This is a genomic window from Bifidobacterium sp. ESL0827 (genome assembly GCF_052606685.1).
The window spans coordinates 640,206-658,508 of sequence record NZ_CP199597.1; the positions used below are offsets into that span (position 1 = coordinate 640,206).

Sequence of the window (18,303 nt, forward strand, 5' to 3'; positions counted from 1 at the left end):
TCCGTCTTGCCGGATGGCTTGGTTGTAGAGGATTCTGTGCTGTTGATGGCATCCTTCGGCGTTGACGGGCCCGGGCTTGGTGCCGTGGGATCCAGGGGTGATGCGGTTTGCAGCGGCGAGGGTGAAGGCAGGGGAGTGTGACGGGGGTTTGCTCAGCTACGCGAGGGGTCTGACCCCCCCCCCCCCCCGCTAAATACAGGAGTGCCCGCCGGACTGGCGGACACGACATCGTCCGCGTTGGCGGACGCGACACTCAGGCCTGCCAACAGACCCAGCATGACGATCGCCGTCGCCGATGCACGACGCAGGCGGGTATCCAGATGCATGAAATCAATCCCCTTCACCAATGCCAAGCGGTATCAAGGCCGCCTGCCTATCAGCATTAACGTCTTTCAAGTCGATGAACCGTCGCTACTGTGGGCGTCGATCGCCCATAAAGCAGAAGCCAGTTATCTCCCAACATCCCCACTTTTCACTTTACCACCAAGCCAACAGAGAACGCACGAAATGCAGAAGCGCGACGGTAGGCCTTAAACAACAGCTGATTCCATCTTGCCTGCCGGATAGAATGAACAGACAACACGTCACGGCCTCTGATCGGCCGACAAGGAGTATGCCTATATGACCGGAAACGTCACCGATACCGTCGTCACCATCAACAACGGGATCAGCATTCCCCAGTTGGGGCTCGGGGTCTTCCAAACACCCGACGGAGAGGCCACCAGTCAGGCCGTCACCTGGGCCCTGCAGGCGGGCTATCGCCACATCGACACCGCCATGATCTACGGCAACGAGCAGTCAGTGGGGGAGGGTCTGCGCCGTTCTGGAGTTGACCGGCGGGATGTCTTTCTGACCACCAAGCTTTGGAATGACGACATCCGTGCAGGGCGGGCCAAGGAGGCCTTCAAGGAGAGCCTGGACAGGCTGGGCGTGGACTACCTGGACCTCTACCTGATCCACTGGCCCGCCAAGGGCTGGCAGCAGGCCTGGGAGGACATGGAGGAGCTCTACACTCAGCGGCGGGTGCGTGCCATCGGGGTCTGCAACTTCCAGAAGCACCACCTGGACGAGCTGCACACCATCAGCGGCACTAAGCCTGCCGTCGACCAGATCGAGTCCTCACCCCAGTTCGTCAACGACGACCTGATCGACTACTGCCACGGTACCCTGCGTGTGGACGTGGAGGCCTACAGCCCATTGGGAGGCACCGGCGGCAACCTGCTGGCCGACCCCAGGCTCAAGGCCATGGCCGAGCGCTATGACCGCTCTCCGGCGCAGATCGTGCTGCGCTGGCATCTGCAGCGTGGGGTCATCGTCATCCCCAAGTCCACCCACAAGGAGCGGATTGAGCAGAACGCGCAGGTCTTCGACTTCGAGCTGAGCGATGAGGATATGAAGGCCATCACCGCCATGAACAGGGACGAGCGCACCGGCGCGGATCCCGACAAATTCGACTTCTGAGTAATGGTGGTACAGGAGGAGACCCGACCTTGCAGGCGGGGCCTCCTCCTGGGACCCGGCGGAAGCCCCAACCCTTCCACCTGGCCTGGTTCCTATGGTAAAGGATTTGTGAGGATTCAGCTAATCGGTATTGCCGCTGATGGCTTCGTCGTCGGTCTCCTGTTCCTGGGGCGAACCTGAGATGTCGCGGTGGATGGACTGCATCTGCACCTCGATGTTCTGCAGGGAGCGGGCGCAGTCCAGCAGGGTCTGCGAATGCTCGGCCAGGCGGGCGTCGGGCAGGTCGGACTTGTAGCGCAGCTGGTGCTCCAGTGAGGCCCAGTAGTCCATGGCGATGGTGCGGAACTGCACCTCGACCGGCGTGTAGTGGGGGCCCGATGTCAGGAAGACCGGCACGGCGTAGATGACGTGCAGGCTGCGGTAGCCGTTCATCTTGGGGTTGCGGATGTAGTCCTTGACCCTCAGCACCTGGATGTCCGACTGGTCGGAGAGGTAGCGGGAGACCGAGTAGACGTCGTCCCGGTAGTTGCAGATGACGCGCACGCCGGCCACGTCGAAGATGTGATCGCGCACCGAGGGGATGGTGACGGGCAGGTTCTTGCGGTGCAGCTTGCCGATCAGGGAGTCCACGCTCTTGAGCCGGCGCTCCATGTGGTGGATGGGGTTGTGGCTGAACCGGACCTGGAATTCGGTGTCCAGCACGTCCAGCTTGGTCGAAATCTCGTACATGGCCCCCTCGTAGGTCTGCATGAGATTGACGAATTCTGTTATCTCGTCGATGTCCAGCTTGGGACGGTCCTTTTCGTCCAAGTCCGACAGTCGCTGCTTCATTTCGGATGCGCTCATGGCACTGTTACGGTCGAGTATCACATGAACCTCCCATGCCGCCGTTCGTAACCATGACTCATGGTACGCACAGGCCCCGATGGCAGCGGGACCCGACCTGCGCATACAATCATGATTTATGGAAGCAGGCGAGGGCAAGAGCGTGACCGCTCAGCGTGAGGACAGCAGGGGCGTCTACTATGTGCGGACCCTGGGCTGCCAGATGAACGAGCATGATTCCGAGCGGATCGCCGGGGTGCTCCGGGCTCAGGGCTACCAGCAGGCCACGCCCGAGCAGGTACGCGCGCGCGAGGTGGACGTGATGGTGCTCAACACCTGCGCCGTGCGCGACAACGCCACCCAGCGCATGTACGGGACCATCGGGCGCTGGCACAGGTTCAAGCAGCACAAGCCCGACACGCGCATCGCCGTGGGCGGCTGCATGGCCCAGAAGGACCGGGAGCGGATTGTGAAGGCGGCGCCCTGGGTGGATGCGGTCTTCGGCACCAGGGACATCGGCTCGCTGCCCGGGCTTTTGGACAAGGCCCGCAAGGATGGGCGGCCCCAGGTGGGGGTTACGCAGGAACTGCGGGATCTGCCCGGGCGGCTGCCGGCGGTCAGGGCCTCGCGCTCGCAGGCCTGGGTGTCCATATCGGTCGGCTGCAACAACACCTGCACCTTCTGCATCGTGCCCTCGGTGCGCGGACGGGAGCGGGACCGGTCCATGGACGACATCCTGCAGGAGGTTGAGGACTGCGTGCGCTCCGGGGCCCGCCAGGTGACCCTGCTGGGGCAGAACGTCAACTCCTACGGCTGGTCCACGGGGGATCGCTACGCCTTCGCCCGGCTCCTGCGCGCCTGCGGCCAGGTGCCTGGGTTGGAGCGGATCCGCTTCACTTCGCCCCATCCAGCGGCCTTCACCGACGACGTGATTGCGGCCATGGCCGAGACGCCCACGGTCATGCACCAGCTGCACATGCCCCTGCAGTCGGGCTCCGACCGGATTCTGCGGGCCATGCGGCGCTCCTACCGGTCCCAGCGCTTTCTGGAGATACTGAACGAGGTGCGGACCGCCATGCCCGATGCCCTGATCACCACCGACATCATCGTGGGATTCCCCGGGGAGACCGAGGAAGACTTCCAGGCCACCATGGACGTCGTGCGCCGGGCGCGCTTTTCGTCGGCCTTCATCTTTGAGTATTCGCCCAGGCCTGGCACTCCGGCCGCGCGCATGCCGCAGCTGCCCAAGGCCGTGGTTCAGGACCGGTTCGAGCGGCTGCAGGCCCTGCAGGAGTCCATCACCTTGGAGCACATGCAGGCCTTCCTGGGCAAAGATGTGGAGGTGCTGATCGGCGACGGGCATGGTCGGCACGACGGCAGCACCCACCGCGTGACCGGACATGAGCGCACCGGGGTTCTGGTCCACGTCGGCGTGCCCCAGGGGATGCCTGCGCCGGAGCCCGGGGACCTGGTCACCTGCACCGTCACCCAGGCCGGGCCACACTATCTGATTGCTGACCCGAATCCCCGGGCGGGGCAGGTCTATGACATCCGCTGAACCGGAGCAGCTTGCCGGGAAGGGGCCCCGCATCGTCTCCATCGTGGGTCCCACAGCATCGGGCAAGACCGCCCTGGGCGTGGCCCTGGCACAGGTTCTCCAAGCCCGCGGGCAGACGGCTCATATCGTCAATGCCGACGCCTACCAGATGTACCGGGGGATGGATGTGGGCACGGCCAAGCCTTCGGTAGGTGAGCGGCAGGCGGTGGTCCACCACCTGATCGACATCATCGAGCCGGAAGAGGCCATGAGCGTGGCCCGCTTCCAGGCCATGGCCCGGTCCCTGATAGCCGACCTGCGGGCGCAGAAGATTCGTCCCATTCTGGTGGGCGGTTCGGGGCTCTATACCCGGGCTGTCATCGACGATCTGTCCTTCCCTGGCACCGACCCGGCGGTCAGGGCCAGGCTGGAGGAGCGGGCTCGGGAGGAGGGCCCCGGGCTGCTCTTCCGTGAGCTGCAGGAGCGGGACCCGGAGGCTGCGGCCCGGATGGATTCTCGGAATGTGCGGCGGACCGTGCGGGCCCTGGAGGTCATGGAGATCACCGGACGGCCCTATTCGGCCAGCCTGCCCCGGTACCGCTACCTGTTGCCCGCCCTGCAGCTGGGTCTGGACCTGCCCCGGGAGGAGCTGGACCGCAGGATTGACCAGCGCACCCAGGCCATGCGGGACCAGGGGCTTGTTGACGAAGTGAGCAGGCTACGGAACCGCCTGGGGACCACAGCGGCCCGCGCCCTGGGCTATCAGCAGATTCTGGACTACCTGGATGGCCGCACCAACCTTGATTCCGCCTTCGAGTTGATAGCGCAGAAGACCAAGCGCCTGGCCCGCAAGCAGATGGGCTGGTTCGGCCGGGATCCGCGCATCCACTGGCTGAATGCCCTGGCCCCGGACCTGGCCCGGCAGGCCCTGAATCTGGTGGACCAGGCCGACCAAGGCCGCTTCGACCAGGCGGATGCCCAGGCCGACCAGTCGGACCAGGGGAGGGTGACCAGACACCATCTGGGTGCGCTTTGACTTCAAGTACTTGAAGTTCCTAGGCTGGACGGGTATGACCACCATCATGCAGCCCCAGGCTGAAACCCAGACCGCCCAAACCCAAGCCGACCAGGAATCAGGGCCCTGGTACACCATCCGCCAGGCCTCGCTCATGTCAGGGATGCCGGAGACCACCCTGCGCTACTACGAGACCATCGGCATCATTCCGCCCATCGCCAGGGACCCCTCAAGCGGCCACCGCTGCTACAACCAGGAGGATCTGGACCTGCTGGAGACCATCTCCTGCCTGAGCGCCACGGGCATGTCCCTGGAGCATATGCGGGAGTATCTGGGCAACCGCGCAGGGGGAGCCGAGGCCGCCGGGCGGCAGATTGAACTCCTGGACGAGCAGGGACGACGGCTGGACCAGCGGATGGCCGACCTGCGCGCAAGGAAGCGGTATGTGCAGCTCAAAATACAATACTGGGGGCACGTCCGCGACCACGACCAGGCCGGGGCGACAGAATTGATCAATCAGAGTGCCCAGATCATCCAGGCTGCCAAGCGCAGCGGCAACGAGCGGTTGGCAGGCTGAGGCTGTCGGCTCAGTGGGCGGGACCCTGGTCCCACCCGGCAATCAGAAATATTCTGGTTGGGTTGACCGGGCGGACCATGCCTGCAATCAGGGTCTGCAGGTCGTCGGTGTTGCCCCGGAGCGCTCGCCGGATGGCCCGGCGGTGGGCGGTCGGATCAGCCCATCCCCAGTCCAGGTCCCAGCCGGCATTGTGGGACAGGCGCGAGAGGAAGATGCGCAGGGTCATGCCGTCGCAGTCGGCGAAGGGATGCAGGTAGGAGAGTTCATCGTAGTAGTGGGTCAGACGCTCCACGAAGACCGGACGGTCCAGGCTGGCCAGATTGCGTTCGGCCGCCAGCTCCTGACCGATGGCCGCAGCTCCCTGATCCAGCATGGCCGCCGGATACAGGCTGGCATCGTCCCCCGGTTGAGGTCGGCGCAGCATCCGCTCTTCTGGCAGGTTGGGCAGCAGTCGGCGGTGGATGGCTCGCAGCTCTTCAAGATCGCCCTCAGTCGCCCAAGGCCGCTGACAGATCAGGATGGTCCGCAGAAAGAGTGCATCCGTCAGGGCATCCGCCTTGGCCTCCAAGCGCCGGGCGTGGTCAGCCAGCGCTTCGGCCTGCTTTCTGCCCGCCATAAAGTCGCTTGCCGTCTGCAGGGCCGTGGGACTGGGCTGACGGACATCCAGAAGCAGGTTGCGCATGGCGAAAGCCACGGAGCTCTGACGTTCTGCTGGTGTCATGTCAACGATGTTAGCCCCGGCGGCCCCCGTCTGAAAGAGTTGTGCACACTGACCCGGCGGGCCCGATGCGGACCGGAGTTTTGGGTAGGCTGAAAGGGTTATGACACGTAAGCAGCAAGCAGACGCACGCGGTCGCGGTCGGACCGCATCCAAGGACAGCCAGGACCCGGAACCCTTCTGGCACAAGGCCTTGCTGGCCCTGCCCCGGGGCATGGGATCCCTGGTGCGTGCCGTGGCCGGCAAGAACGGCGACAACTCCGCCTACCGCAAGGACGGGCTCTGCTTCGTGCTGGTCATCCTGGCCGTGCTCTTCTGTGCCAGCGAATGGTTCCGTGTGAACGGCTTCCTGGGGCGGGGACTGCACGCCCTGGCTGCGGGCGTTCTGGGACTCTGCAGCATCATCCTGCCGGTGGTTCTGCTCTTTGCAGCCTTCCGGCTGGTCTGCTACACCGAACGAGAGGCGGGCAACCTGCCTGTGGTGGGCGGCCTCATGGTGGTGCTCTGGTCGGTCTGCTCCATTCTGGACGTGCTCATGGCCTCGGATTATCGCGGCTTCGACATGAAAGCCATCAGCGACTCAGGCGGTCTTCTGGGGTTCTTTCTGGGTTCGCCCCTGGCCTGGGGGCTGTCCAAGGTCTTCGCTGTCATCATCTTCGTCCTCGTGGCAATTTTCGGCCTCTTCATCACCTTTAGATTCCATATGAGCGACCTTATGGCCTGGCTGCGCGGGAAGAGGACCCACGGCTCCGGCTCGGTCTCGGCGCAGACTGCCCCCAACGAGGTCAGGCTGGGGGATGACACCCTGCCCCTTGCACCCGGCGTGCCCACCCACGAGGAGTCGGACCAGAAGGATGTCCAGAACTCCGGCAAGGGCGGGGTGGCCGGCTGGTTCAGCCGGCTGCTGCATGGCCGCATCGGCAAGGATACTGACACCCATCTGGAGCGTTACGAGGCTGACGAGCCCTTTTCCCAGGCGGCTTCTCTTGAAGGGGCTGACCAGGGTGATCGGTCGGCGCAGGATGCCGAATCTGACCAGGTGTCCACGCAGAGCATGCCCGCAGTGGAGGCCCCGGCCACGGCTGCCCTCCTGGATGCCAGAGAGCAGGGGCATCCCAAGGTGGATCCGGCTGCCCTGTCCGGCGTGGGGGCCTCGGACCCCTGGGCCGCTGCCGCAGCTGCGGCGGACACTGTTCAGATGGATGCCCAACCCGCTCCGGGAGCAGGGAATCACACGGCCGGAGCCCAGGGTACTGACGCTTCAAGTTCCTCAGATGATCGCGAGGTGGACGAGAGTCGGCCCTATGTGTTGCCCAGCACGGACCTGCTGGTCAAGGGCAAGCCCCACGCGGTCAGGACCTCGGCCAACGACGCGGTCATCAAAGCCCTGCAATCGACCTTCCAGCAGTTTGACGTGGACGCCAAGGTGGTGGGCTTCCTGCGCGGCCCCTCGGTCACTCAGTACGAGGTGGAGCTGGGCCCGGGTGTCAAGGTGGAGAAGGTCACCAATCTTCAGCGCAACATCGCCTACGCGGTGGCCAGCTCGGATGTGCGCATCCTATCTCCCATCCCCGGCAAGTCGGCCATCGGCATCGAAATTCCCAACGTGGACCGCGAGATCGTCCATTTGGGCGACGTGCTGCGCTCCGACAAGGCCAAGCAGGACGACAACCCCATGATGACCGCCGTGGGCAAGGACGTGGAAGGCCACTATGTGACTGCCGACCTGACCAAGATGCCCCACCTGCTGGTGGCCGGCGCTACGGGTTCGGGCAAGTCCAGCTTCATCAACTCCATGCTGGTTTCGCTGATTATGCGGGCCACGCCCGAACAGGTCCGCCTGATCATGGTGGATCCCAAGCGCGTGGAGCTGAGCGCCTATGCCGGCATTCCCCACCTGCTCACGCCCATCATCACCGAACCCAAGAAGGCCGCCCAGGCCCTGGAGTGGGTGGTCAAGGAGATGGACGCCCGCTACGACGATCTGCAGTTTTTCGGATTCCGGCACATCAAGGACTTCAACAAGGCCGTGCGCGAGGGCAAGGTCCATGCCCCGGCGGGCTCCAATCGCAAGGTGGCCCCGTACCCCTACCTGGTCGTGGTGGTCGACGAGATGGCCGATTTGATGATGGTGGCCAAGAACGACGTGGAGAGCTCCATCCAGCGAATCACCCAGCTGGCGCGTGCCGCCGGCGTCCACCTGGTTTTGGCCACCCAGCGGCCCTCGGTGGACGTGGTCACCGGCCTGATCAAGGCCAACATCCCCTCCAGGTTGGCCTTCGCTACCTCCTCATCCACGGATTCCAGGGTCATTCTGGACGCCACTGGTGCCGAGACCCTGATCGGCCAGGGCGACGCCCTCTTCCTGCCCATGGGCCAGGCCAAGCCCACCCGCGTTCAGGGAGCCTGGGTCTCCGAGTCCGAGATTCGCAAGGCGGTGGATTATGTGCGCACCCAGCGCAAGCCCCACTACCGTGAGGACATTGAGCAGATGGCCGACAAGGCCGACCACAAGAATGAGATCCAGGAGGAGATCGGCGACGATATGGACGAGCTGCTCCAGGCGGCCGAGCTGGTGGTGACTACCCAGTTCGGATCCACCTCCATGCTCCAGCGCAAGCTGCGTGTGGGCTTCGCCAGGGCGGGGAGGCTGATGGATCTACTCGAGTCGAGGGGAATCGTAGGGCCATCGGAGGGTTCCAAGGCCCGCGAGGTGCTCATCCAACCGCCGCAGCTGCAGCAGGCCCTGGCCTTCATCCGAGGCGACATCACCTCCATGGATCCCGCCCCGGATGAGCAAGCGCATGGCTGAACATCTGCCCAAAAAGCCAGGCCTGGTCTACCGTTATGATGAAACTGCCGCCCGGCATGTAGTGTTGGACGGCCCAAGCGCACGAGTATCGCGTATAAGGAGTGGCAATGCAGGAGCATGCCGAGTCAGAGACCGGTCGTGAGAGGCGCAGGCTTCTCGAAGGATGGAATTCACCCCCAAACCTGGTCACCTACACCCGTATCCTCCTGGTCCTGGTCTTCATCGTCCTGGATCTGATGGCCGGTCCCTGGGGCGAGCGCAGGCCTGGCATGCGGTGGACCGCCGCCGTGCTCTTCATCCTTGCCGCTTCGACCGACAAGCTGGACGGATGGCTGGCCCGCCGGTACAACCAGGTGACCGAGCTGGGCAAACTCATGGATCCCATTGCCGACAAGCTGCTGATCTGCTCGGCGCTGATCGTGGCCTCCGTCTTCGGCGAGCTCTGGTGGTGGGTCACCCTGCTCTTCCTGGTGCGGGAACTGGGCATCACCCTGCTGCGGGTCCTGGTCATCAACAAGCAGGGCCGGGTCATCGCCGCCTCCCAGGCCGGCAAGTACAAGACCTTGTTTGAATGCATCGGCCTGGGCATGCTCATGGTGCCCCTGTCGGCCGTCTGGCCCTGGTACCTGGTGGCCACCCGTGTGGTCATCCTGGTGGCCCTGGCCCTCTGCCTCTACTCGGGCGCGGAATACGTGATAGGGATGCGGCGATGATCGGCAAGAGCGTGCAGGGCCGTTGCGACGACCTGGCTGGACGGATCATCGACACCTGCCGTGATTCGGGCCTGTTTCTGGCCGCCGCCGAATCGCTGACCGGAGGGCTGCTGGCCGATGCCTTCGTCAGGATCCCCGGGGCCTCAGACGTCTTCCTTGGATCGGCCGTCACATATGACATCGCCGCCAAGGCCGCCATCCTCAAGGTGGACCAGGATCTGCTGGCCACCCAGGGCGCGGTCCATCCACGGGTCGCCCAGGAGATGGCCGAGGGCACGGCCAGGCTCTACACCAGGCCAGGGCACGAGGACACGGTCATCGGCATGGCCACTACGGGTGTGGCCGGTCCGGGCCCTGACGGGGACGATCCTGCCGGGCTGGTCTACATCGGTCTGGCCCTGCCCGTCCGTGTGATGGGTCGACGTATAGAGACCGGCCTTCAGTCCCACGCCTACCGGACCTATGCCTACGAGCTGCATCTGGACGGCGACCGCGAACAGGTGCGCCGGGGTACGGTCATGCGGATTCTGGACCAGCTGGATCGGGCCCTGCACTCGCGCGGCTAACGGCCTTATGCCGTAGGTCGTTTTAGAGGTTTTACAGCTTCTGCAAGCCGATGCCGAACCTTGCGTTTGCGGGGTCTGCTGTAGCCAGCAGGCCAGGGAAAGAGGGTGGCTTTATTGAGTCATTGCTCCTGCCTCTTGATTCCTTTCTTTCATATACGTGACCTTGGTCACAAAGCAGGCCTTTCGGGTTCCTCCCCTGGAATAATCTACTGGCTCGTCTGTTGATCAATGTGTAAGAAGTTGAACACGATAATGGCGAAAGGGGCTGCTATGGCCAGCACCGAGACCGTGATGACTCGAACCAACGATACCTATGATGTCAAGCCGGCCGCACCCGGAGTGGAGCGCAATGCGCGGGTTCGTGATCTGACACCCGCCCAGCGTCGTGCCGTCGTCTTCGCGCAGCAGCAGGTGATCCGTGCCAAGGCCGCCAAGAAGGCCAAGGAGGAACGCCAGGCAAACCTGAACAAGATGTGGATGGAAGAGGACGGCATGGAAGCCAGCCGTCAGCGGGCAGCCTCCACCAACGACGGTCGGGCCGTCACCCATACCGTTTCCCTGCGTGAGGCCCTGGGCCACGTGCTGCGCGAGCTGAGGACCAATGATCACAAGACTCTGCGTGAGGTCAGCGAGAAGGCTGGCGTGTCCCTGGGCTACCTGTCCGAGGTGGAACGTGGCCAGAAGGAGGCCAGCTCCGAGCTGCTGAGCTCCATCGCCGACGCGCTGGGCCTGGGTGTGCCGCAGACCTTGCGGATGGTAGCGGACTACCTGGAGTCCACCCAGGAGTAAGCATGTCAGATCTAGCCGGTTGATCCGGTGGACCGTTCTTGAGGGCGTCCGGTTCTGATGAACCAGGCGCCCTCTTCTGCTGACTGTCGGTTGCTGCCGTAGAAGGGGTGTGACAGGGTGGGTCTTGAACGAAAGGTGATGTCGGGTGCGTGAACGGGAATTCTGGCAGCTGCTGGAGGAGGTCTTCGGCCGAGTCTATGGACGCAGTCTGGCCCGTGACCAAAGGCTGACCGCCCTGGATGCCATGACCGTAATAGAGGCTCTGGATGCAGGCGTGGAGCCGCGCGTGGTCTGGAACGTGCTCTGCGATCAGATGGAGATTCCCGACTCCCGCCGCTGGGGGAAGGACCACAATGCGCCGCCCATGCCGGCAGCGTGATCGACGGGTTTTATTCTCCGCGAACTTATTCCCCATTCCAAGCGATTTTCGAACATTTGTTCGCATGGTCGGGTATACTGATACCCATGGTCCGGTGACCACCGGCATGTTCGACCACATCGGGCGCCTGGACCGCAGACGGGTTTCGACGGCGGATAGGCTGTCAATCGTGAGGTCGTTAATCAGGATGTCGTCATCGTGAGGTCGGTTACGAAGAAGGAGAGCCATATGGCACGTCAGAGCAACAGTGGCAAGGCGAAGAAGGAAGAGGAGGGCGGGATCGACCCTCGTCGCCAGGCAGCCTTGAACACGGCCCTCGCGCAGGTGGAGAAGAGCTTCGGCAAGGGTTCGGCCATGCGCCTGGGCGACAAGCCCGCCCAGGATGTGGAGGTCATTCCTACCGGTTCCCTGGCCTTGGACATGGCCCTGGGCATCGGCGGATTGCCCCGCGGCCGCATCGTCGAGATCTACGGTCCTGAGTCCTCGGGCAAGACCACCCTGGCCCTGCATGCGGTGGCCAATGCACAGGCCGGCGGTGGAGTGGCTGCCTTCATCGATGCCGAGCATGCTCTGGATCCCGAGTATGCCAAGAAGCTGGGTGTGGATACGGACTCCCTGATCGTCTCCCAGCCGGACAATGGCGAGCAGGCGTTGGAGATCGCCGATATGCTGATCCGGTCCGGCGCCCTGGATGTCATCGTCATCGATTCGGTGGCCGCCCTGGTGCCCAAGGCCGAGATCGAGGGCGACATGGGCGACAGCCACGTGGGTCTGCAGGCCCGTCTGATGAGCCAGGCTTTGCGCAAGATGACCGGTGCCCTATCCCAGGCCAATACCACGGCCATCTTCATCAACCAGCTCAGGGAGAAGATTGGCGTCTTCTTCGGTAGCCCGGAGACCACTACCGGCGGCAAGGCCCTGAAGTTCTATGCTTCGGTCCGCCTGGACATCCGCCGTATCCAGACCCTGAAGAACGGCGACGAGGCGGTGGGCAACCGCACCAAGGTCAAGGTGGTTAAGAACAAGATGGCCCCGCCCTTCAAGGTGGCTGAATTCGACATTCTCTACGGGGAGGGCATCTCAAAGGAGGGTTCGGTTCTGGACATGGCCCTGCAGACCAATATCGTCAAGAAGTCGGGCTCCTGGTTCACCTACGAGGGCGATCAGTTGGGTCAGGGCAGGGAGAACGTCCGTCAGTTCCTCAAGGACAACCCCGGCCTGACCAAGGAGATTGAAGATAAGGTCAAGGTTGCCTTCGGCCTTATTCCCGCCCCCTCCGAGGACGACAAGGCTGATCCGGATGACTCTGACCAAGACAGCAAGGAAGACGACTCGGCTCCGGTCGATGTCAACAGCACCGTGCCCACGGCCCAAGCTGCATGACCCGATGATCTCGGCCGAGGACTTCCTCAAGGATAATCCTGTCCGCCTGGCGCAGGCCGAGGATTCTACCGACTCTAGTACAGAGTCGAAGAATTCTCGGTCGGACCAGTTACAGACAGATTCTGTGGGATCGGATGGTCCAGCAGATTCAGTGACAGTCCTTGATCCTGCTCCTGAGCAGAAGGATGACAGCTTCAAGGAGGACAGCCGCCCAGTGCGGGCTGCTGCCTTGGGTCTGGGGCATAGCGCCCGGTTCGGAGGCAGTCTGGAAGAGGTAGACAGTTCTGCCAATGCTGATATGGCTGATGAATCCCTGGCAGGTCGCCATTCCTATGGCCGCCATTCTGCCCGTGGTTCCGACAGAAGGACCCGCCGTCGTGGCCGTCGCCCACGTGCTGGCGGCTTTGGCGGAGGTTCCGCGCCTGCAGCTCCGCGAGCAGATGCCGATGATGCGGATGCTTGCCGGGAGGCTGCTCTGACCCTTTTGGATGCGGCAGCACGTTCAAGCGGGGCTCTGGCTCGTCGTCTGGTCGACAAGGGGTTTGATACGAACGTGGTCGATCAGGTGATAGACCGGTTGACCAAGTTGGGTCTGGTAGATGACCTGGCCTATGCCCAGGATCTTCTGCGTTCCTGCCTGCATCGCACCATGGGGGAGCGGGGCGTACTCTCGGAGATGACCCGCAAGGGATTGGATCCAGGACTGGCTGCGCAGGTGGTAGCCCGGGCCTCTCGCGAGGGACTCTTTGTTGACTCCGCCTACGAGCTTGGTCGCAAGGTGGCCCGAAAGACAGCCGGACTTGATCTCAAGGTGCGCAAACGGCGATTCTGGAGTGCTGGATCCCGCAAGGGCCACAGTCCCGGCCTCCTCAACCAGGTGGCAGCAGACCTTTTCGTCTCTGACGACCCTCTCGATTGAGCCGATTGCTGCCTAAGCACCACGCGGTAAAAGAGAAGATGAGACCTCTCATATACCCCGGGTTCTGTCATCGACCGGATAAAATCCGGACAATGGATGGCCATCCATCTCGACCTGACGTTGCCGCCAGGCTCTAGCGGCCTACCCGAAGGCGGGACGAGCAGCCCCTGAATGCCTTCTGCTTGGCCTTGCTCCCGATGAGGCTTGCCATGCGGTCGGCGTTACCGTCGACCCGGTGGTCTCTTACACCGCCGTTTCACCCTTGCTCGCCTTAACAAGGCGAGCGGTCTGTTCTCTGTTGCGCTATCTCTCAGGTCGCCCTGGGCGGACGTTATCCGCCATCGTGCTCTGTGGAGCCCGGAAGTTCCTCAGCCCTTCCCAGGAGGAGGGGCCGCGGCCATCCGAGAGGTCTCGGGGATACAGCATAGCGGAACTGAACGACCGGACCAGCGGTCAAGATCCCGCTCTGGCCACAAGCTCAATCAGTGAGTCAGCCATGCTCTTCGGATACAATCGGAAGCACAGTCGATGGTGACCAAGTCCGCCATCGCACCAGCGGTTCATCCGCTCACAAGTGCAAGGAGATTCCCATGGAGATCGTCATTACCGGTCGACATACCCAAATCAAGCAGCGGTTCCGCGATGTCGTGGACAGCAAGATGAACAGGGTGACGGCCATCGCCCCCGATGCCCAGCGCATCCAGGTCGTTCTGACACATGAAGGCAATCCCCGCCAGGCTGACAGCGCCAAGAGGGTGGAGCTCACTGTCCAGGCCGGCAAGACCGTGATTCGCGCCGAGGCTTCCAGCGCCGACGAGTTCAGCGCGCTGGACATGGCCTTGGACAAGCTGACCCAGCGTCTGCGGCGAGTCCGCGACCGCCGCAAGGACCACCGCCGTGGACTGGAGCATCCGCCCCTGCCCGTCGATTTGTCCGTGGACGATCAGGCAGGCGATCAGGGAGATCAGGGCCAGGAGCCCAATCCCGACAACAGCGCTCAGAGCGCCGTGGCCTCGGACCTGGCGCCCGGCCAGTCTGTCGAAGTGCAGGTGGGAGACACCCCTATCGTCATTCGCCGCAAGCTGCACATCGCAGAGCCCATGAGTATCGACGAGGCCCTATACGAGATGGAGCTGATCGGTCATGACTTCTTCCTCTTTGTCAACAAGGAGACTAAGCGCCCATCAGTGGTCTACCGTCGGCACGGATGGAGCTACGGTGTCTTCGAGATCGATACGCCTGAGCATGTAGGCGGTAAGCAGTAACCGAAGAATAGATATTGAACTGTGGGGCGATTCCTCGGCGGCAGGTTGTCTGACCTCCGGAGAATGGCCCTTCTTCAATGCCCGGTCCGGCTGCCAAGACCGCAGTTGGGTTTCTGGAACAATCCGTTTCGAGAAAATCGGTGCATTCGCGTAAGATAATCAAGGTCTGGGCCTACGCCGGCTGAGGGCGTGTGAAGGCCATAAAGGAACGGTAGGGAGCGCAACGTGGTAGCAGTCTTGGACAAGGTCCTCCGTATGGGCGAGGGTCGTCAGATTCGCAAGCTTCAGGGGGTGGCCAAGGCGACTAACGCCTTCGAGGATCAGATCTCGGCCATGAGTGATGAGGAGCTCAAGGCGCAGACGCCTAAGTTCAAGCAGCGATTGGAGAACGGCGAATCCCTCGATTCCCTGATGCCTGAAGCCTTCGCCACGGTCCGCGAAGTTTCCAAACGCACCCTGGGCCAGCGGCATTTCGATGTCCAGCTGATGGGTGGAGCGGCCCTGCACTGGGGCAACATCGCGGAGATGAAGACCGGCGAGGGCAAGACCCTGGTGGCTACCCTGCCCAGCTATCTGAATGCTTTGGAGGGCAAGGGCGTGCACGTGGTCACAGTCAATGACTACCTGGCCTCCTACCAAAGCGAGCTTATGGGGCGCATCTTCCGCTTCCTGGGCATGAGCGTGGGTTGCATCATCACCGATCAGCGTCCCGCCGAGCGCCGCAAGCAATACCAGGCGGATATCACCTACGGCACCAACAACGAATTCGGCTTCGACTACCTGCGTGACAACATGGCCTGGGACAAGGACGAGCTGGTTCAGCGCGGACACCACTTCGCCATCGTGGACGAGGTGGACTCCATCCTGATCGACGAGGCTCGAACTCCTCTGATTATTTCCGGCCCGGCCGAGGGCGACGTGACCCGATGGTATCGGCAGTTCGCCAAGCTGGTCCCCAAGCTCACCAGGGATGAGGATTACGAGGTCGACGAGAAGAAGAAAGTCGTCGGCATCCTGGATCCCGGCATCACCAAGGTGGAGGACTACCTGGGCATCGACAACCTTTACGAGCCTGCTAACACCGCTCTGATCGGGTACCTGAACAACGCCATCAAGGCCAAGGAGCTCTTCCTGCGCGACCGCGATTATGTCGTCCAGAACGGCGAAGTGCTGATCGTGGACGAGCATACCGGCCGTCTGCTTAAGGGACGTCGCTACAACGAGGGTCTCCACCAGGCCATCGAGGCCAAGGAGGGTGTGGAGGTCAAGGCCGAAAACCAGACCTTCGCCACCATCACCCTGCAGAACTACTTCCGTATGTACGACAAGCTGGCGGGCATGACCGGTACGGCCGAGACCGAGGCCGCTGAGTTCATGAATACCTACAAGCTAGGCGTACTGCCGATCCCCACCAACAAGCCCATGATCCGCAAGGATCAGGACGATCTGATCTATCGCTCCAAGAAGGAGAAGCTGGCCGCCATCGTCCGCGATGTTGCCAAGCGACATGCCAAGGGCCAGCCCATCCTGCTGGGTACCGCATCCGTGGAGTCCTCCGAGGTGGTCTCCTCCCTGCTGGACGTGGCCGGCATCGACCACCAGGTTCTCAACGCCAAACAACATGCGCGTGAAGCTGCGGTCGTGGCAGTGGCAGGGCGCAAGGGGGCCGTGACCGTGGCCACCAACATGGCTGGACGCGGCACCGATATCATGCTGGGCGGCAACGTGGAGTTCCTTGCCGATCAAAAGCTCAAGGAGCAGGGCTACTCGCCTGACGACACACCAGAGGAGTATGAGAAGCGCTGGCCCAAGATGCTGGACTCCGTTAAGGAGCAGGTCAAGGACGAGCATGAGGAGGTCGTCAAGCTGGGCGGCCTCTATGTGCTGGGCACCGAGCGGCACGAGTCCCGCCGAATCGACAACCAGTTGCGCGGCCGTTCCGGCCGTCAAGGCGACCCCGGTGAATCCAGGTTCTATCTGAGCTTGGAGGATGACCTGATGCGCTTGTTCAACACCCAGCTGGTGGCCCGAATGATGTCCTCCAAGAGCCTGCCCGAAGGTCAACCCATTGGCACCAAGAGTGTCTCCAAAGGTGTGCGCAACGCGCAGAAGTCCGTTGAATCCCGCAACTATGAGATCCGCAAGAACGTGCTCAAGTACGACGACGTGATGAACAAGCAACGTCAGGTCATCTATGGCGAGCGTCAGGCCGTGCTCAAGGGTGAGGACATTCACGAGGACATCCTCCGCTTCATCCGCGAGACCGTGACCTCATACATCCGCGGGGCTCAGAACGGTTCGGACAAGCCACAGGAATGGGATGCCGACGGGCTCTGGAAGGCGCTGGCCTCCGTGTATCCGATCAGTCTTGATCAGGATGAGACCATGGACTCTCTGGAGGACCTGAAAGGCGACAAGGCCGTTAAGGCCCTGGCTGACAAGGTCGTGGAGGATGCCGATTCCATCTACCAGGAGCGTGAGGATGAGCTGGGCGAGAAGGGATCCAGGCAACTGGAGCGCCAGGTGGTCCTATCCGTACTGGACAGCAAGTGGCGTGAACACCTCTATGAGATGGACTATTTGAAGGACGGCATCGGCCTGCGCGGGATGGGTCAGCGTGACCCTCTGGTGGAGTACCAGCGCGAGGGCTACCAGATGTACAACTCCATGATCGATGCCATCAAGGAGCAGACCGTGCAGCTGCTCTTCAACGTGGACCTCAAACAGATAGCGGCCAGCCAGGAGAACGAGCGGCGGGCCCGCGAGGAGCGCAAGGAGAACGAGGAGAGCCAATCCGAGCCGGTCAACTATCAGGCGCCTGAAGAGCCTGATGCCGAGGACGAGACCACTGACATCGACGAGACTGCCGAGGAGCGTGATGAAGGTGCTCCTGCTGGCAGCATCCAGGAGGATTCGGAAGAGGATTCCGATAAGGACTCTTCCGAGGATGTCGCTGACGCTAGCGAGGCTGATGATGCTAGCGCCCCGGCCCCAGTCGGGCCTGCGCCCATCAGTCATGCCGAGGGCAAGGTTCCTGCCAATAAGAGGCCAAAGGCCGTAGAAGATCATTCGCCCTGGGCCGATGGCCGCACCTTCCCAGGTACACCTCGCAACGCCCCCTGCCCCTGCGGTTCTGGACGCAAGTACAAGATGTGCCACGGCCAGAACGAAAAGAAATGACAGGTACGCGTAATCGCCAGCGAACTGCCCAGGCAGGGTTGCTGATCTGATTGACGGCCATCGCACGCAAGGCGGTGGCCGTTTCCATATATTGGATTGTAAACTTTCATATATTGGTAGCAAAGTGACCAAAATATGGGATGGCCTTGTGCAGGGGAGGGGCT

Annotated in this window: 15 protein-coding genes and 1 other RNA gene; 13 read left to right on the forward strand and 3 right to left on the reverse strand. The window is 62.6% G+C overall.

All coding sequences use genetic code 11. The annotated features are described in order from the left end of the window. Positions 1 to 621: 621 nt before the first annotated feature. Positions 622 to 1,461 carry an aldo/keto reductase gene (locus ACUIAI_RS02385; RefSeq protein WP_445342520.1) on the forward strand — a complete coding sequence of 280 codons (840 nt, stop codon included), beginning with the start codon at positions 622 to 624 and terminating at the stop codon, positions 1,459 to 1,461. A gap of 120 nt (positions 1,462 to 1,581) precedes the next feature. Here ACUIAI_RS02385 and ACUIAI_RS02390 read toward each other — a convergent pair whose 3' ends face one another. After that, positions 1,582 to 2,292: a GTP pyrophosphokinase gene (locus ACUIAI_RS02390; protein ID WP_232347151.1), complete on the reverse strand. Its 711-nt coding sequence runs from the start codon at positions 2,290 to 2,292 to the stop codon at positions 1,582 to 1,584. Positions 2,293 to 2,425: 133 nt separating this feature from the next. Between ACUIAI_RS02390 and miaB the strand changes: the two genes are divergently transcribed. From miaB to ACUIAI_RS02405, 3 genes are read left to right on the forward strand one after another with little or no spacing between them, the layout of a single operon-like run. After that, positions 2,426 to 3,844 carry a tRNA (N6-isopentenyl adenosine(37)-C2)-methylthiotransferase MiaB gene (gene miaB / locus ACUIAI_RS02395; protein ID WP_445342521.1) on the forward strand — a complete coding sequence of 473 codons (1,419 nt, stop codon included), beginning with the start codon at positions 2,426 to 2,428 and terminating at the stop codon, positions 3,842 to 3,844. Then, the gene (miaA, locus tag ACUIAI_RS02400; RefSeq protein WP_445342522.1) at positions 3,831 to 4,859 is read left to right on the forward strand and encodes a tRNA (adenosine(37)-N6)-dimethylallyltransferase MiaA; all 1,029 of its coding nucleotides are present in this window, start codon (positions 3,831 to 3,833) and stop codon (positions 4,857 to 4,859) included. The genes miaB and miaA overlap by 14 nt, the downstream gene beginning before the upstream one ends. 34 nt (positions 4,860 to 4,893) lie before the next feature. Continuing rightward, positions 4,894 to 5,415, forward strand: a complete 522-nt coding sequence (locus ACUIAI_RS02405; protein WP_445342523.1) for a MerR family transcriptional regulator — start codon at positions 4,894 to 4,896, stop codon at positions 5,413 to 5,415. 10 nt (positions 5,416 to 5,425) lie between these two features. Here the strand turns inward: ACUIAI_RS02405 and ACUIAI_RS02410 are convergent, their stop codons facing one another. Further along, entirely contained in the window at positions 5,426 to 6,136 is a 711-nt protein-coding gene (locus ACUIAI_RS02410) for a Fic family protein (RefSeq protein ID WP_445342524.1), read from the reverse strand. A 100-nt stretch (positions 6,137 to 6,236) separates the two neighbouring features. Here ACUIAI_RS02410 and ACUIAI_RS02415 point away from each other — a divergent pair, with 100 nt between their 5' ends. From ACUIAI_RS02415 to ACUIAI_RS02445, 7 genes are all read left to right on the forward strand, one after another. After that, on the forward strand, positions 6,237 to 8,945 hold the full coding sequence (locus ACUIAI_RS02415) for a DNA translocase FtsK (protein WP_445342525.1): 2,709 nt from the start codon (positions 6,237 to 6,239) through the stop codon (positions 8,943 to 8,945). A 107-nt stretch (positions 8,946 to 9,052) separates the two neighbouring features. Next, positions 9,053 to 9,658, forward strand: coding sequence for a CDP-diacylglycerol--glycerol-3-phosphate 3-phosphatidyltransferase (pgsA, locus tag ACUIAI_RS02420; RefSeq protein ID WP_198206425.1), 606 nt, complete (start codon positions 9,053 to 9,055; stop codon positions 9,656 to 9,658). Further along, positions 9,655 to 10,224 carry a CinA family protein gene (locus tag ACUIAI_RS02425; protein WP_015021653.1) on the forward strand — a complete coding sequence of 190 codons (570 nt, stop codon included), beginning with the start codon at positions 9,655 to 9,657 and terminating at the stop codon, positions 10,222 to 10,224. Before pgsA ends, ACUIAI_RS02425 begins: the two co-directional genes overlap by 4 nt. A 270-nt stretch (positions 10,225 to 10,494) precedes the next feature. Beyond that, complete coding sequence (locus tag ACUIAI_RS02430) at positions 10,495 to 11,013, forward strand: helix-turn-helix domain-containing protein (protein ID WP_373637637.1); 519 nt, start codon at positions 10,495 to 10,497, stop codon at positions 11,011 to 11,013. 145 nt (positions 11,014 to 11,158) lie between these two features. Then, positions 11,159 to 11,392: a DUF3046 domain-containing protein gene (locus tag ACUIAI_RS02435; RefSeq protein ID WP_015021655.1), complete on the forward strand. Its 234-nt coding sequence runs from the start codon at positions 11,159 to 11,161 to the stop codon at positions 11,390 to 11,392. A gap of 228 nt (positions 11,393 to 11,620) precedes the next feature. Beyond that, a complete protein-coding gene (gene recA, locus ACUIAI_RS02440; protein WP_445342526.1) occupies positions 11,621 to 12,775 on the forward strand; it encodes a recombinase RecA in 1,155 nt (384 codons plus the stop codon). 4 nt (positions 12,776 to 12,779) lie between these two features. Further along, complete coding sequence (locus ACUIAI_RS02445; protein WP_445342527.1) at positions 12,780 to 13,694, forward strand: regulatory protein RecX; 915 nt, start codon at positions 12,780 to 12,782, stop codon at positions 13,692 to 13,694. Between the two features lie 36 nt (positions 13,695 to 13,730). Here the strand turns inward: ACUIAI_RS02445 and rnpB are convergent. After that, positions 13,731 to 14,107, reverse strand: an RNA gene (gene rnpB, locus ACUIAI_RS02450) — RNase P RNA component class A. A gap of 177 nt (positions 14,108 to 14,284) precedes the next feature. On the opposite strand from rnpB, the gene hpf reads away from it, so the two are divergent. Together hpf and secA are read left to right on the forward strand one after the other, a co-directional pair. Continuing rightward, positions 14,285 to 14,959: a ribosome hibernation-promoting factor, HPF/YfiA family gene (gene hpf / locus ACUIAI_RS02455; protein WP_445342528.1), complete on the forward strand. Its 675-nt coding sequence runs from the start codon at positions 14,285 to 14,287 to the stop codon at positions 14,957 to 14,959. A 225-nt stretch (positions 14,960 to 15,184) separates the two neighbouring features. Beyond that, on the forward strand, positions 15,185 to 18,139 hold the full coding sequence (secA, locus tag ACUIAI_RS02460) for a preprotein translocase subunit SecA (RefSeq protein WP_445342529.1): 2,955 nt from the start codon (positions 15,185 to 15,187) through the stop codon (positions 18,137 to 18,139). Positions 18,140 to 18,303: the final 164 nt, after the last annotated feature.